The sequence below is a fragment of the Nitrobacter sp. TKz-YC01 genome (assembly GCF_047824785.1).
Taxonomy (GTDB): Bacteria; Pseudomonadota; Alphaproteobacteria; order Rhizobiales; family Xanthobacteraceae; genus Nitrobacter.
On sequence record NZ_CP181167.1, the window covers coordinates 2,780,666 to 2,795,118 of the forward strand.

Genomic DNA, 14,453 nt, shown 5'->3' on the forward strand with positions numbered 1-14,453 from the left:
ATGTCGAAGCCTATCGAGGACTATGGCATCATCGGGAACATGATTTCCGCAGCGCTCGTGAGCCGCGACGGGTCAATTGATTGGCTTTGCTTGCCGCGCTTCGACTCCGCTGCGTGCTTTGCTGCCCTTCTGGGCAACCCCGAGCATGGCCGTTGGCTTTTGACGCCTGAGGATCCCGCCTGCCGCATCAGCCGGCGCTACGTCCCCGGAACCGCGGTGCTTGAGAGTCGCTTCGAGACTGCGACAGGGTGCTGCACGCTTACTGACTTCATGCCTCTTACTCATGATGAAGAGAAAGTCGACGTCGTGCGCATCGTGCGTGGCATATCGGGCGAGGTCGCGATGAGCATGGAGCTGATCCTTCGTTTTAACTACGGGCAGGTCGTTCCCTGGGTACGACGCCGCGATTACGGCCTAAGCGCCGTCGCCGGCCCCGACGCGGTCGAATTGCACACCGCCGTTGCCCTGGTGGGCCGGAACATGACAACGACGGCTCGTTTCACGATTCGGGAAAACGAGGAGGTGCCTTTCACGCTCTCCTATCATCGCTCCCACAAGATGCCGCACTTCGTTCCGGATAGTTCTGAGACCATGGACCGTACGATTTCGTGGTGGCAAGAATGGTCGAAACGATGTCTCTTTGACATCAAGCATCACGTATGGCGCGATGCGGTCATCCGCTCCCTCATCACACTTAAATTGCTGACTTTCGGACCGACTGGGGGCATCGTGGCTGCGCCCACGACGTCGCTTCCAGAAGCGATCGGCGGCAGCCGCAACTGGGATTATCGCTATTGCTGGCTGCGGGATTCGGCGCTCACTTTGTACGCGCTATTGAACGCGGGTTATCGTGAGGAGGCTGAGGCCTGGCGGCAATGGTTATTGCGCGCTGCTGCCGGGCGTCCTGAGCAGCTCCATATCATGTATGGCATCGCTGGCGAACGCTGGCTGCCAGAGAATGAGGTTCCCTGGCTGCCGGGCTATGAGGAGAGTTCCCCGGTCAGGATCGGCAACGAAGCAGTCGGCCAGATACAGCTCGACGTCTATGGCGAACTGATCGAAACGTTGCATGCTGCGCGGGAAGCTGAACTGGCGCCGCTGGCCGAAGCCTGGCGCTTGCAAAGCGTCCTTCTCGACCATCTTGAGACGATCTGGCGAAAGCCGGACAACGGCATATGGGAAGTACGGGGAGAACCGCGAGCCTTCACCCATTCCCGGCTGATGTGCTGGGTCGCCTTCGACCGCGCTATCAAGTCCGCCGAGCATTTCGGTTTGGATGGCCCGGTTGATCGCTGGCGGGAGCTTCGCGACATGATTCACGCTGATATTTGCGAAAACGGCTTTGATCCCCATCGCAATAGCTTTACGCAGCACTATGGCGGCAAGGCTTTGGATGCGAGCCTCCTGCTCATCCCACAGGTTGGTTTCCTCCCTGCCGACGACCCGCGCGTAATCGGCACGATCAGGGCCATCGAGCAGGACCTCATCTGCAATGGGTTCGTGCTGCGATATTCGACAGATCAGGTCGATGATGGGATCGGCGGCGAAGAAGGCGCGTTCCTCGCCTGCAGCTTTTGGCTGGCCGACGCCTATGTGATGCTCGGACGCATCGATGATGCGTCAAAACTCTTCGAGAGCCTTTTGGCCATTCGCAACGATCTCGGGCTGCTCGCAGAAGAATACGATCCCATTCGAAAGCGGCTCGTTGGCAACTTTCCGCAAGGCTTCTCCCATATCGGACTCATCAATACAGCCTTCAACCTGATCGATGCGAGCGGCCCGGCGCAGCAGCGCTCCAAGAGAGTCGCCCCGACAGATGGCCGAGCGCGGTGAGCGATTTCTAGCTGAACCGATTTGACTATCGGCCCCGATACAAAATTGACGATTGGGATGCTCAGCCCTGCCATCGAAAGAGCGCCGAACTGGGTGCCGAGTCTATTTCGTGAACAGGTAAGATATTGACGCTAACCCCACTCGTGCACTCCGAGCCGCGTCAGTGAAGCGACCGCAGTAAAGATGATCTTTAAAACGTTTGGAGAAAGCATGTCGAATTCAGCTATCAGAGGTGATACCCATGGCTTCGGTCGACGCATGTTTCGAAAATTTGTGCATCGGGCATCATATAACTTCATTCTGTCTTCCAAGCGAACCCGGAATGTGACGATCGGAGATCTTCGCTTAACCATACCTCCAGCGGTATTTCATCCGGGCATCTTCGTCACCAGTCGAATGTTTGCGAACTACGTACGCTGTCAAAGCTTCCGCGGCCCTCACGGTAGGCGAGATTGGTACAGGTTCTGGCATACTTGCGTTATCGGCGGCATGCGCGGGCGCAAGTAAAGTTGTCGCACTTGATATCAACCCGGCCGCTGTAGCAGCCGCAGCGACCAACGCGACGCAAAACCAAATGTCTCACATCGTAGAAGCGCGCCTCTCCGATCTTTTGAGCGCCGTTGAAATCGATGAGTGCTTCGATGTGATCATCAGCAGCCCTCCTTCATTTGCAGGTGAGCCAAAAGACATGATCGACCGAGCATGGCATGCGGGTGATGGCTATCGACACCTGGAAGGACTCTTCGGGCAATCCTACAGTCATCTTAAATCCCGTGGGGAGATGCTGATACTTCTTTCGTCAGATACAAATGTAGCCTTGTTTAAAGAGTGGGCCACAAACGTCGGATTTTCATGGCAGCAGGTTGCCAACAAATCCATTGGTGTTGAAACGTTTATGATCTTCCACTTATGCAAGTAATACTCCCGCTGGTCTTAAAATGCTGGGGCCGCCACCATCATTTGCGTACTTGTCGTTGGCTAATCCACCAAATGAGACCGCTGAGGGCGATGATCACAATCACGGCTCCCGTAATAAACACGCGCGACTGCTGCAGCCAGGCAAGGCTCGGGGTAGCTACGAACAAGGCTCCCCCGACAGCTGAGATTTGCCAAGCTCTGGCCTGCACCCCTGCGACGAAAGTTCCCAATGCCAGAAGCGTCATCATCGAGAGATCTGTTGCATTGACATTGAAGACGCCTTGAACCCCGGCGTTAAACATTAAAAAGATGGAGAGCAAGACCGCGCACCAATCCAATGTAAGCCTGAATACGAGATCCAGACGCTCGCGCGAAGTCACAAAATTGTTCCATCCAGATACAATCGACATGGCGGCAAACACCGGTGTTAGGGTAACCCAGTAAATTACAGGCAGCCGAAAAACCACGCCCGCTAGCACTAACAATAGCATCGAAATATAGGGCGTATCGTGGCGCAGCCAGCGAAGTAACACATGGCCCTGAACTTGGTCAGTCTCGGGGCTGGCTTCGGTTTTTCCCGACGTAGGCCAGTCCTCGGGATCCACAATAGCTGTAGGTTTGCTAATGGCATCTGTGGATGTCGCATCCGCTGCATCCGCCGACGCAGCGACACGATCGCTTTTGGCAGCATGGTCGCCGCCGAAGTTTCTCTCGTTTGCCGCCAAATTTATGCCCTTCAGTCCCGAACCCCCAAAAGAAAACGCGGAAGCGCTGAATCGTTCCGGCGTGCCGGCATTGGAGATCGGAAATCGCCTCCAATGGTCGTTGAGCCCCGATCGGAAATAGACAAGTTGTAAGCGGCCGCCTTGGCTTGCAGAGCCTGGCGAGCCGCTTCCGCGGCGCCGAGCCCGACTTAGTGCGCCATGCCACGGCCGGACTCGTCACAAGCGCTCATGCACCGGCGGCATGAATCGGCGCAAATCCGACAATGTTCGTGCATCCCGGCATGTTTTTCGCATTCCTCGGCGCAGAGCCGGCATGCTGCGGCGCAGGCATGAAGCATTCTGCGGATCATCTCCTCGTCAAAACCCGTCCGACGGGTCGCAATCCTGCCCGTGATGCTGCAGACGTCCGCGCAATCAAGGTTCAGTCGGATGCACTGAGTGAGCGATTTTACGTTGTCTTCCGCAAGACAGGCATCTGCGCAGGACGTGCAGGTCTGTGCGCAGGAGTAGCACTCCTCGATGCAACGAATAAGCGCGTCGTTGGTCTGTCCGCGCACTTGCGGGTGGGTGTTGATAATTTCTTGCACCTGCATGGAAATCTCCTTTTCTGGGTCTTTCGCCCTCCTCTTCAATGGGCGCGCAAAGAAAAGGTTTCCCTGCTGCTAGCGGGCTCCGGAACATCGAGCATCTTCTTCGGTTGGAGGCGCTAACGTTCGTTTCCTCAACTGGTGCAATGATTGGCGCCCCCATCCTCGTCACCTTGGTCGCAATATTAAGGGTGAAAGGCACAAGCAGGACATTCTGGGACACCCAACACTCACCTATCCGATAACACTGATGCGGTTAAGGCTGCCAGGATCTCGGATGAGCGCTCCGCCTGCTGTTCGAGTCGGCTCGTATAGCAACAAAAACCGGATCAAGAGCTTTTGAGCGTGAGTTCCGTCGCAGCGAAGAAAGAGCGGAACGGATCCTTGAGCGTTTCGATTGGTTTTTTCGCGGAGCGACTCAACGCGACCGGGTTGCAGCTGCTTCGCGGAGCTGAAATAGGCATCCTGTCTGGAATACAGGTGGTTTCGAGAGCTATATTTCAGATACGAAACCAACATTGGAGCGACTACTGATGAAAAACCCATTTGCAATGGCTGCCCTTGTCATCGGGCTGGCTTTTGGCTCGTCTTCCGCTTCGTTCGCTGGCAACGTCGACGGTGGTGCTCACCCACGAAGCGGCGTACCCACTGTCGGCGAGCAGGGAGCCAACACCGCCAGGGGCATAAGCAGAGACGATACGCCGCATTCCCGCAAAACAGGCAACTATAGGAAAAATCGGCACTATGGCCACTCCCGAGGTCGGCACTACGGCCACTCTCGTGGCCGGCACTATGGTCACTATGGCCATCGTCATTACCGCCCGCAATATAGAGGCTACGGCTACACTCCGCAGTATTATGGCGGTGGTTACGGGGGGCCATACTACGGCGGCAGAGGATATGGTTATGGTGGCCCGAGCGTAACGTTCGGCTTCGGCGGAGGAGGATACCGTTGGTAAGACAAAAGCCCGCAGCGATGCGGGCTTCTCCCTAAGCAGATGGCACGCCAGACTGAAAAGAAGGATGTGCAAGTGCGCCATGAAAATCGCCAGCTTCCTCCCTCGAAGCAAATTCCCGTTATAAAATGACGTTCGCAGGCTTGCGTTCGGATAAGGAGATTTCGCCGGACTGACCGGACGCCACGCTCATTCAGGCCGGTGGCAATTTCGGCCAGGCTCACGGCACCAGATTTGCGAACGGCGTCCAAGGCCGGCAACACTCCCCGCACAAACCGATAAACAGTTCGGTCCCGCTAACACAAAAGGCTCACCCCATTGCGAGTGAGTGAGCCTTCTGTGCGTCATGAGTACTTGAAGGATACCACCATTCACACCTAGTGCACCGTGTGAAGCCGGGAGCGCAATCGGGCGTTCTCATCACCGACGAATGCCAAGGGCCCGCGCGACGATGGCTGACAATGCAGCAGCCGGACTCGAGTTCAGTGCACTAGTGCGCACAGTCGGTCCCACTGCCGCCCTTCCGCACCCCTCTCCGAGGGATGCATCCTCCGGCCGCCGACCCTGCCGCAAATTGGGAACGATGGTCTGATTGGCGGATTAGTTTCGAAACCTAAAGGAGTGTTCTTTATGACCGATCCGGAAACCCGACCCAGTGTGGGCAAAGACGTGCACCAGGACCCGGCAGGCGACAGCCCGCCGCCCGCTCCCGATAACATGCGCCCCTCCAGCAACTTGGTTTCCAGCGACAAGTACAACGGGAAAGCCGTCTACGGTGCCGAGGACAAGAAAGTAGGCGCGATCGAATCCGTCATGGTCGATAAGTCTAGCGGCGAGCCCGCTTACGCCGTGCTCAGCATCGGCGGCATTCTCGGCATGGGCGCCGAGCATTACCCGGTGCCTTGGCGGCTGCTCCGATTCGACTCCGAGCTGGACGGCTACCGCAGCGACATCAGCGGCAACCGGCTGAAGGGCTATCCGAAGAGCGTGTTCGGCAGCTCGGGCTCCGAGCTGTTCGACTGGACCGCGGAACGCGCGGAGCTCGATTCTTATTACGCCAACATCGATACCGTAACGACGAAGGAAGGCGAGGAGAATCCTTTGACGCGAAGCACCGGCTGACCCGGCAGGTCACCAGGCGCCGCGTAAGGTCCCAGGACGCACGAAAGTCACGCTCGACGACAAAGGCCCCTCGGCGGGGCCTTTGGCGCGTCTCGCGGGCGAGGGCCTATGCGTCGGGGGCCGCTCGCAGGAACTTGTCGCCCGCCATGATGCCTCCCGTGATGAAGCCTATCAGCGCTGAGAGGCCAGGAATGCGAGCGCAGTCCGCAGCTCGGTCCAGCTCTGGATGCCGGTCAGGCTGGTGAGGGAGGAGGCGCTGGGAACGCGCCGGCGATGGCCTCCGCGCGCGAACCGCATGAGCACGGACTCGCCAGCTTGGGCTTGTAGTTCTGCTTCACCAGCACGTTCTTGCCGTGGCAGAGCAGATGCGGGCGTAGCATGTCCTGTCGCCCATGCGCACCGAACCGATGGAGACGAGCGATATCTGGTTGCCGCCGCCGTTCGCCTCATACAACACGCTCTCGACGCGAAGGCCGTCGACAGAGCAGTAAATAGGAAACTGCGTCTGGTACGCGATATCGCCGAAGCGCCCGACGTTCGCATCGATGCATTATGCCGCCTGAAGCTGGGGTCGTTGAACTGGCTGGAATAGGCTTCGACAGCAACGCGGCATTATAACCACAATCGGGTATGTTGATATGAGATGCGCCGGGCTAGAGCATTTTCCGACCGGAATGAATCGTTTGGGATTCCCAAAACGGCGCGAGTCAGCTTCAAGCTGCATGCTGGCGAAGGAGGTCAGCATGCATGGCTAAGGCGCTTTCCGTTGATCTTCGTCAAAGGGTGGTCGCCGCGATTGATGGTGGCTTGTCCTGTCGACAGGCCGCCGAGCATTTTGGTGTCAGCGCGGCCAGCGCGATCCGCTGGCGCGGTCGCCTCAAAGAAGCTGGCGACATCGTTCCTAAACGCCAGGGGGGACCGCAGATCGCAGCGCATCGAAACATACTCACAATTGATTTTGGACGCGGTGGCAGTGAAGCCGGATATCACGCTCGCCGAGTTGCGAGACCTGTTGAAACGTCGTGGGATATCGGCCGGCATTGCTTCGCTCTGGCGTTTCTTCCAGCGCAGAAAGATCACACTTAAAAAAAGACAGCGCACGCCGCCGAGCAACGGCGCAGCGATATAAATGCCGCGCGAGAGGACTGGTTCGAAGGGCAAATCGATCTCGACCCTGAGCGCCTCGTCTTCATCGACGAAACCAGCGCCAACACCAAAATGGCGCGGCTTTACGGGCGCTCGCCACGCGGCGAGCGATGCCGTGCCGCCGTCCCACACGGACATTGGAAGACGACAACATTCACCGCTGGATTGCGCTCCGACGGTCTGATCGCTCCGCTTGTTCTGGACGGCCCCATGGATGGCGAGGCTTTCCTGGCCTATGTCGAACAATTACTCGCGCCTTCGCTACGGCCGGGCGACACCGTCATCATGGACATGTGTGGACGCCCCCGTTGGTGCAAGAAGAACCTTTTCGAACAGCACAGAGCGTGGTCGGGTGCTGACATGTGTCCGGCCTCTGATGCAGCTATCACATGCCGCGGGCCCGTATGGGAGTTCGCGGAACGGGTCCAATTCAACTTGGCGCGCTCGAGGCGCATGTCCATGATCTGGTTCTCCCGCTCCCGTCTCGTGACCGTAGCGCCATACTCTCCGTTCGACCTTCTCACACCTTGGCAGCCTGCTCGAGGAGCAGACTATCCTGCTACGGCCGGCATTCGATAAGTTCCGCCTTGAGCCATCAATGCCCACACGATGCGTGCGGTCTTGTTGGCCAGGGCGACGATTACCAGCATGGGTGGCTTGCGCTCAAGCATTCGAGAGAGCCAGGAATCCCTTGTCGATCCCTTCCGCATGGCCCAGCGAACGGCGGCGCTCGCCCCGATGATTAGCAGCCGCCGCAGGGTTCGTTCACCCATGCGGGACGTCTCACCGAGCTTCTGCTTGCCGCCTGAGGAGCGTTGCAGCGGCGTGAGGCCGAGCCACGCCGCGAAGTCGCGACCTCTCTTAAAGGTTGTCGCCGACGGGGCCAGCGCAGCAAGTGCCGTTGCCGTGATCGGTCCTATGCCGGGAATGGTCATCAATCGCCTGGCTTCTGCATCCTCCCTGGCGCGCCGGGCGATCTCGCGGTCGAGCACGGCCACTTTCTCACCCAGCGACCGCAACTGCGCAACGAGCAGGGACAGGATCGGGCGCGCTGCTTCAGGGACGGCGTTATCTTCGTCCTCAATCGCCGCGACAAGCCTGGCGGCATGGAAGAGACCCTGTGCAGCCACGAGTCCGAATTCGGCAAGATGACCCCGTATTGCATTGATCGTCTGGGTCCGCTGACGAACCATAAGATCGCGAACGCGGAACACCATTGCCGCGGCCTGTTGCTCTTCGCTCTTTGCCGCTACGAACCGCATGGTAGGAAGCGGCGATTGTAGCGGCGATCCTTGCCGACGAAGATCGTCTCTACCGCCGTCTTCATGTTGTCGTAGATGCCGCGGCTGCAGGTACCCTTGAACAGTGCGAACGCCCGGTCGTGGGCGTCGAATACCATCTCCTGCGTCTCCCGCGGATAGGCCCGCACGAACAGCATGCGGCTGTGGCACAGCCGGACATGAGCGACCTTCACGATCGCCGTCACGCCGTTGAGGAGAACGATCTCATGGCTCCAGTCGAACTGGTAGGCTTCGCCCGCCGCAAAGCTCGAGCCCGAGAGCGGCGGCAAGGATGTCTTCGTGCACATCTCGGCAGTCGAGCGGGCAGGCCTGAGCTCGCTCAGTGAAGGCGACAAAGTGAGCCACGAGGTCGTCCAAAACCGCGGCAAGGAAAGCGCCGAGACCTACGCGTCGGCTGATCATTGACCCGGTGAGCTGAGCCGGATTTATGCTCGCTCGCGATGTGGATGGCCCGCAGCAATGCTCCGGGCCATTTGCTTTTTCTGGTGCCGATGCCGTCAGCGATCCTCACCAGTCCTAAGCTGCAATCGCGCGCTCCACGGAACGTAGACGGAAAGGTTTTCCACCCGGTGGATCGCGAGGGGAGTAATCGAGCTCACGTAATGCCTCGAGGATTTCGTCGATCCTGACCGGGAGCTTCTCCCGAGGACCCCATCGTAAAGAGGGGCAAGATCTGATTGCCGAGACATCGGAAGCCCACGACGCGAGGATGGCGCGCTTCTCAGCGATCGATAGAGAGGGATCAGCCACGATGTTTTTCGGATGATCGAAAGCCTTTCGAGGATGAAGAAGCCCATTGAGATTAAGAACATTGTCATAGGCGGTCGTCGGCCGCATGGTTGCCTCCATTCTTAGACGAGTACTGGTGCCGCGCGCTGTGATGCGCGCGGCACCTCTAAACAATGACAAGATTTAGGCCGCATTGGCCTCGATCTTCTGCACATTTGCGTTGGCTGGTGGTGCGCCACTAATGGCGATCCGACGCGGTTTCATAGCCTCGGGGATTTCTCGAACCAATTCGATCTGGAGCAGGCCATTATCGAAGGTCGCACCCTTTACCTGAACGTAATCAGCCAAGCTGAATTGCCGTTTGAACTGGCGAGTGGAGATGCCGCGATACAGGTACTCTCGCTTTGTTTGTTCGACCTTGGTGCCTTCGAAGGTGACAACGTTCTGCTCGGCGGTGATGGAAATCTCTTCAGGCGAGAAGCCGGTAGGAACTGCCTGTCGCTTTCGGCGTTACAGGGGTGATGGAAACGGAACCTCATCAAAAGACACGGCCGCCTGCCGTGGCCCAACATCCGGGCACGCTCTTGCGCGAGCAGGTGTTGCCGGGTTTGCATTTGTCTATCAGTCAGGCAGCGCGAGACCTTGGCGTCGCTCGTCAAACTCTCCACCGCATTCTTGCCGGAGAAGCTGCCATCACCCCGGCGATGGCGGCGCGCTTGGAACAGCTTTGCGGCGTATCTTCTGTCTTTTGGCTGCGCTGCCAGAATCGTCACGATCTGCAACGCGCGAGGAAGGAACTTGACGCTGTCTTAAGGCACATCCCGCTGCATCCTCTCTCCGAGACAATCGTCAAGAAGATCGGAGCTTATGATGGACGTTAAGACAAAACTGATAGATCGGGCCCGGACGGGTGTACCTGGACTTGATGATGTCTTAGGGGGCGGCCTCACCACCGGGCATGTATTTTTGCTCGAGGGGAACCCCGGAACAGGCAAAACGACTATTGCGCTCCGCTTTCTTCTGGAAGGTGCGGCGGCGGGCGAGCGGTGCCTCTACATCACTCTTTCGGAGACCGAGCACGAGCTGCGAAACGGTGCCGCTTCGCATGGCTGGACCGTCGATGGCAATATCGAGGTGTTCGAGCTCGCCCCGGCTGAGAGCTTGCTCGATGCGGACCAGCAGCAGACTCTGCTTTACTCCTCCGACATCGAACTCGGCGAGACCACGACGTCTCTTCTTAGAGAGTTTGAGCGCGTAAAACCAGGCCGTGTCGTTTTGGATAGTCTGTCAGAAATTCGGTTGTTGGCACAAAGCTCTCTGCGTTATCGACGGCAGATTCTCGCCCTTAAGCATTACTTCTCGCGGCATGGCACGACCGTCCTGTTGCTCGATGATCGAACCACCGAAGCGTCAGACAAAACGGCGCACAGCGTCGTACATGGCGTCATCCTGCTTGAGGAACTAACGCCGAACTACGGCGCCGAGCGACGCCGCCTTCGAGTTTCCAAATACCGCGGACAGACGTTCCGTGGCGGTTACCATGATTTTGTGATCAGGAAGGGCGGCGTCACTGTCTTCCCCAGGTTAGTGGCGTCCGAACATCGGACGGGCTTCGTGCGGCGCCAGATCAAGAGCGACGTTCCGGAGCTCGATGCCCTTCTTGGCGGGGGCATCGAGCAAGGATCGAGCATTTTGATATTAGGCCCCGCCGGCACGGGAAAGAGCACCTTTGGACTCCAATTTGTGACTGCCGCGTGCCAGCGCGGTGAAAAAGCAGCGATATTCATCTTTGACGAAGAGCTTACTCTACTGTTCGAGCGAGCGAAGGTTATGGGGTTCGCGCTGGAGGAACTACGCGACGCGGGCCTGCTTCATATTGAGCAGCTCGATACCGCGGAATTGTCGCCGGGCGAGTTCGCTCAGCGGGTGCGTGACCGGGTTGACCAGGCGCAAGCAAAAACAGTCTTAATCGACAGCCTCAATGGGTATCGGGCGGCGATGCCGGAGGAAAATTCGCTCGTCCTGCATATCCATGAATTGATCCAATACCTGAACCGGCAGGGGGCGAACACGTTTCTAACCGTGGCGCAACACGGGCTCGTCGGCGATATGAAAGCGCCGGTCGATGTCACCTACCTTGCCGATACCGTCATCCTGCTGCGCTATTTCGAGGCATCGGGAAGGGTGCGCCGCGCGGTGTCGATCATAAAAAAGAGGACCGGAAGACACGAGGAGACGATCAGAGAATTCCATATTAGCGTGAGCGGCCTCAGATTGGGCGAGCCTCTTGATCAATTTCAAGGAATTCTCCGGGGTGTCCCGACATTTGTCGGAGGGGGGCCGCTTCTATCCAAACCAGCTGCGGGTGATGGTCATTCCTAATTCGGCTACCACCAGAGCGGTGATCTTTGCCCCGTACGGCCGGGACGCAACGATCGTGCGTACTCTCTTGGAAGGGGCTGGAATCCGTTCGATTGTTTGTGCACATCCGCTGGAGTTCGAGAGCAGTCTGGATGAGGACGCCTGCTTCGCCCTGGTCACGGAGGAAGCTTTGCGGCTCACCGATCTGCACGGAATCCGGACGCGCCTTTCAGCGCAGCCGGCCTGGTCGGACTTGCCGTTCATCATTTTGACCCAGCGCAATCCCGCATCAGAACCTAGCTCCGATGCAACGGTGCTCTATGAGATCGCCACCAATGTCACGCTCCTGGAGCGGCCATTCCGGCCCGCGACATTTGTTAGCGTCGCCCGGACGGCATTCAAAGGCCGCCGGCGGCAGTTCCAGGCGCGTAATCTCATCGAGGAACTCCACGAGGGCGAGGAGCGTCTGCGCACCGCCCTTCTCGCAGGCCATCTCGGCACGTGGGAACTGGATGCGACCGATCGGAAGCTGACCGCGTCGGCAGCCTTTAAGGCAATTTTCGGCTGCGTTTCGAACGATACTTTCTCCTACGAAGACCTGCTCAACAGCATCCACGATGACGATCGGGAGCGCATAAGAGAGATTCTGCGTATCACGGCCGAGACGGGTGCCGATTGTGCCGTCGAGTTCCGAAATGTATGGCCGGACGGCAGCATTTATTGGGCTGAATTCAGAGCACGCCTGGTACGCGACAGGGAGGGCCGCCATCCACGTCTGGTCGGGGTAGCGTCAGACATCACCCACCGAAAGTCAAACCAGGAACACATGACCAAGCTCAACGAGATGCTTGAGGAACGTGTCGCCGCGAGGACCGCCGAATTGAGGGAGGCGCACGCCACCGTGCTTTCTGAAATCGCCCAAAGAGAGCGGGCGGAAGAGCAACTCCGGCAGGCCCAAAAGATGGAAATGATCGGCCAACTGACTGGCGGGGTTGCTCACGATTTCAACAACCTTCTGATGGCGGTGCTGGGCAACCTCGATTTGCTACGCAAGCACATACCAGATGACCCAAGGACCGCGCGTCTCATCAAGGGCGCATTGCAGGGAGCGCAACGGGGAGCGGCGCTGACTCAACGTCTGCTCGCCTTCGCCCGGCGGCAGGACCTAAAGGTTGAACCAAAAAATTTAGTAGATCTCGTCCGTGGGGCTGCCGATTTGATTGAGCGCTCAGCCGGTGCTCACATTGAACTGCGTTACAATCTTCCCCCAGATCTTCCGCTAGCTTTGGTGGACGCCAATCAGATCGAGCTCGCTGTACTGAATCTGGTTGTCAACGCCCGCGATGCCATGCCTGACGGTGGTGTCCTGTCGATCGCGGTTGATCATGTAAAAGTTCCGAAAACCACCGACCTTCCAGCAGGGCATTACGTGCGCTTAGTCGTGGGCGACACTGGACATGGAATGGATGCTGATACGATAGAGAAGGCGACGGAGCCGTTTTTCTCGACGAAAGGGGTTGGAAAAGGCACAGGTTTAGGGCTCTCGATGGTCCATGGATTGGCGTTACAGCTCAATGGTGCGCTACGGCTGACGAGCGAGGTCGGCGTCGGCACCAAAGCGGAGTTGTGGCTGCCGGTCACCACCCTGATCGCTGCTGAAGAGAAACCGACAGAGCCCGGGTCGGATGGAGAGGCGGCGGAGAAGATAACCATTCTTGTCGTTGACGACGACGCTCTCATCGCCATGAGCACCGTCGATATGCTTGAAGATCTTGGTCACGAGGTCATTGAAGCTAATTCAGGCGACCGCGCGCTGGAAATTCTCCGACAAAACCGAACCATTGACCTCCTTGTGACGGATTATTCGATGCCACGGATGAATGGCGCGCAGCTCGCCGCTGCCGCTCGGCAAATTCGCCCTGAGCTTCCCGTGCTATTAGCGACCGGATACGCGGAGCTGCCGACAGGGTCAGTTAACGACTTGCCGAAGATTGGCAAACCCTATCAGCAGGATCAGCTTTCAACGGAAATCAAGAGGGTGATGAAACAGAGTGCTGAGTCGCAGAGCCTCCCGTGCACGAGCTGAAAGCTCAAGAGTTAACACCGTTCTCCTCTCAGTCAGCTCTTCGAGGAACCCGTCGATCCACCTCACAGTAAGATCTCTATCGCAACCGGAACGAATACCTATACAGGCGCATCAGTAACTCAATCCGGAGCCAGCTCGGCTCGTTCAAAGTTTTTCCTCCACCATCTTCCATAGTGTTCAGTCGAGCATTCGACCCCGCGGCGTAGGCTCACTGGCGGCACAAGAACATTGATACACTGAAGCCGCTGAGTACCCCCTGCCGTTCACATTCCTAACCGCGGTCTTCAGATCTACAGCGATTGCGCCGGCCGCAACGGGCCATCACCATTAAGGCAACAACGCCGGCCCGCCGAACCCGTTAAATTGCCCAACCGCTCCGTGAGCTCTGCATGAGCGGGCAACTCATAAGACGGGACGCATTTCGGATGCGCACTGGACCGATCCAGCGTTTAGACGCTCGACCTTTGAGTTCAAAATTGAAAGCGGGAGTGTCAGCGTATTTGACGGCCCAAGCGTCCGAAAACGCACAGTTGTTGCCCGTCAGCCAAGCCATCACATTGTTCGACTAAACACCTAAGTACGAATTTTTTTAGATGTGCTGCTGTGGGCTCTTGGAACATTGACAGTAACCGACTGGACATGCGCTTATTGGTAGAATTACCCGAGCAAGAGCGCACGCGCTCTGGAAC

At 57.9% G+C, this 14,453-nt stretch carries 10 protein-coding genes and 5 pseudogenes; 8 read left to right on the forward strand and 7 right to left on the reverse strand.

Annotated elements, in window-relative coordinates; translation table 11 throughout:
• Positions 1-1,833, forward strand: coding sequence for a glycoside hydrolase family 15 protein (locus tag ACMYR2_RS13290; protein ID WP_416193073.1), 1,833 nt, complete (start codon positions 1-3; stop codon positions 1,831-1,833).
• 400 nt (positions 1,834-2,233) lie between these two features.
• The gene (locus ACMYR2_RS13295; RefSeq protein WP_009800245.1) at positions 2,234-2,752 is read left to right on the forward strand and encodes a 50S ribosomal protein L11 methyltransferase; all 519 of its coding nucleotides are present in this window, start codon (positions 2,234-2,236) and stop codon (positions 2,750-2,752) included.
• A 37-nt stretch (positions 2,753-2,789) separates the two neighbouring features.
• Here ACMYR2_RS13295 and ACMYR2_RS13300 read toward each other — a convergent pair whose 3' ends face one another.
• Together ACMYR2_RS13300 and ACMYR2_RS13305 are read right to left on the reverse strand one after the other, a co-directional pair.
• Positions 2,790-3,476 (reverse strand): hypothetical protein, encoded by a 687-nt coding sequence (locus ACMYR2_RS13300; RefSeq protein WP_245257039.1) that lies wholly within the window; start codon positions 3,474-3,476, stop codon positions 2,790-2,792.
• A 188-nt stretch (positions 3,477-3,664) separates the two neighbouring features.
• On the reverse strand, positions 3,665-4,069 hold the full coding sequence (locus ACMYR2_RS13305; RefSeq protein ID WP_083780523.1) for a four-helix bundle copper-binding protein: 405 nt from the start codon (positions 4,067-4,069) through the stop codon (positions 3,665-3,667).
• 1,580 nt (positions 4,070-5,649) lie between these two features.
• Between ACMYR2_RS13305 and ACMYR2_RS13310 the strand changes: the two genes are divergently transcribed.
• Positions 5,650-6,141, forward strand: coding sequence for a PRC-barrel domain-containing protein (locus tag ACMYR2_RS13310; protein ID WP_347264719.1), 492 nt, complete (start codon positions 5,650-5,652; stop codon positions 6,139-6,141).
• 233 nt (positions 6,142-6,374) lie between these two features.
• Here the strand turns inward: ACMYR2_RS13310 and ACMYR2_RS13315 are convergent, their stop codons facing one another.
• Positions 6,375-6,521, reverse strand: a complete 147-nt coding sequence (locus ACMYR2_RS13315; protein WP_347264720.1) for a hypothetical protein — start codon at positions 6,519-6,521, stop codon at positions 6,375-6,377.
• Between the two features lie 367 nt (positions 6,522-6,888).
• Between ACMYR2_RS13315 and ACMYR2_RS13320 the strand changes: the two are divergent.
• A pseudogene (locus ACMYR2_RS13320) lies at positions 6,889-7,578 on the forward strand (IS630 family transposase); the annotation flags it as partial.
• Between the two features lie 260 nt (positions 7,579-7,838).
• On the opposite strand, the pseudogene ACMYR2_RS13325 reads toward ACMYR2_RS13320, so the two are convergent.
• Together ACMYR2_RS13325 and ACMYR2_RS13330 are read right to left on the reverse strand one after the other, a co-directional pair.
• Positions 7,839-8,555 (reverse strand): annotated as a pseudogene (locus ACMYR2_RS13325) (IS110 family transposase); the annotation flags it as partial.
• Positions 8,552-8,833: pseudogene (locus ACMYR2_RS13330) on the reverse strand (IS21 family transposase); the annotation flags it as partial. The pseudogenes ACMYR2_RS13330 and ACMYR2_RS13325, both read right to left, overlap by 4 nt.
• 1 nt (position 8,834) lies before the next feature.
• On the opposite strand from ACMYR2_RS13330, the pseudogene ACMYR2_RS13335 reads away from it, so the two are divergent.
• A pseudogene (locus tag ACMYR2_RS13335) lies at positions 8,835-8,986 on the forward strand (cold-shock protein); the annotation flags it as partial.
• A 118-nt stretch (positions 8,987-9,104) separates the two neighbouring features.
• Here ACMYR2_RS13335 and ACMYR2_RS13340 read toward each other — a convergent pair.
• Both ACMYR2_RS13340 and ACMYR2_RS13345 read right to left on the reverse strand, forming a co-directional pair.
• Positions 9,105-9,425, reverse strand: a complete 321-nt coding sequence (locus ACMYR2_RS13340; RefSeq protein WP_009798032.1) for a hypothetical protein — start codon at positions 9,423-9,425, stop codon at positions 9,105-9,107.
• Positions 9,426-9,500: 75 nt separating this feature from the next.
• Positions 9,501-9,800: pseudogene (locus ACMYR2_RS13345) on the reverse strand (Hsp20 family protein); the annotation flags it as partial.
• Positions 9,801-9,877: 77 nt separating this feature from the next.
• Between ACMYR2_RS13345 and ACMYR2_RS13350 the strand changes: the two are divergent.
• The 3 genes from ACMYR2_RS13350 to ACMYR2_RS13360 are packed head-to-tail and all read left to right on the forward strand — an operon-like array spanning position 9,878 to position 13,764.
• Positions 9,878-10,198, forward strand: coding sequence for a HigA family addiction module antitoxin (locus ACMYR2_RS13350; protein WP_416193074.1), 321 nt, complete (start codon positions 9,878-9,880; stop codon positions 10,196-10,198).
• Positions 10,185-11,699: an ATPase domain-containing protein gene (locus ACMYR2_RS13355; protein WP_416193075.1), complete on the forward strand. Its 1,515-nt coding sequence runs from the start codon at positions 10,185-10,187 to the stop codon at positions 11,697-11,699. The genes ACMYR2_RS13350 and ACMYR2_RS13355 overlap by 14 nt, the downstream gene beginning before the upstream one ends.
• Entirely contained in the window at positions 11,605-13,764 is a 2,160-nt protein-coding gene (locus tag ACMYR2_RS13360) for a hybrid sensor histidine kinase/response regulator (RefSeq protein WP_245256965.1), read from the forward strand. Before ACMYR2_RS13355 ends, ACMYR2_RS13360 begins: the two co-directional genes overlap by 95 nt.
• Positions 13,765-14,453 lie beyond the last annotated feature (689 nt).

Bases quoted from the DNA above. Each gene is read 5' to 3' on its own strand.
- ACMYR2_RS13290 (WP_416193073.1), top strand. From the start codon at position 1: ATGTCGAAGCCTATCGAGGACTATGGCATCATCGGGAACATGATTTCC.
- ACMYR2_RS13355 (WP_416193075.1), top strand. From the start codon at position 10,185: ATGATGGACGTTAAGACAAAACTGATAGATCGGGCCCGGACGGGTGTA.
- ACMYR2_RS13305 (WP_083780523.1), bottom strand. From the start codon at position 4,069: ATGCAGGTGCAAGAAATTATCAACACCCACCCGCAAGTGCGCGGACAG.
- ACMYR2_RS13310 (WP_347264719.1), top strand. From the start codon at position 5,650: ATGACCGATCCGGAAACCCGACCCAGTGTGGGCAAAGACGTGCACCAG.
- ACMYR2_RS13340 (WP_009798032.1), bottom strand. From the start codon at position 9,425: ATGCGGCCGACGACCGCCTATGACAATGTTCTTAATCTCAATGGGCTT.
- ACMYR2_RS13315 (WP_347264720.1), bottom strand. From the start codon at position 6,521: ATGCTACGCCCGCATCTGCTCTGCCACGGCAAGAACGTGCTGGTGAAG.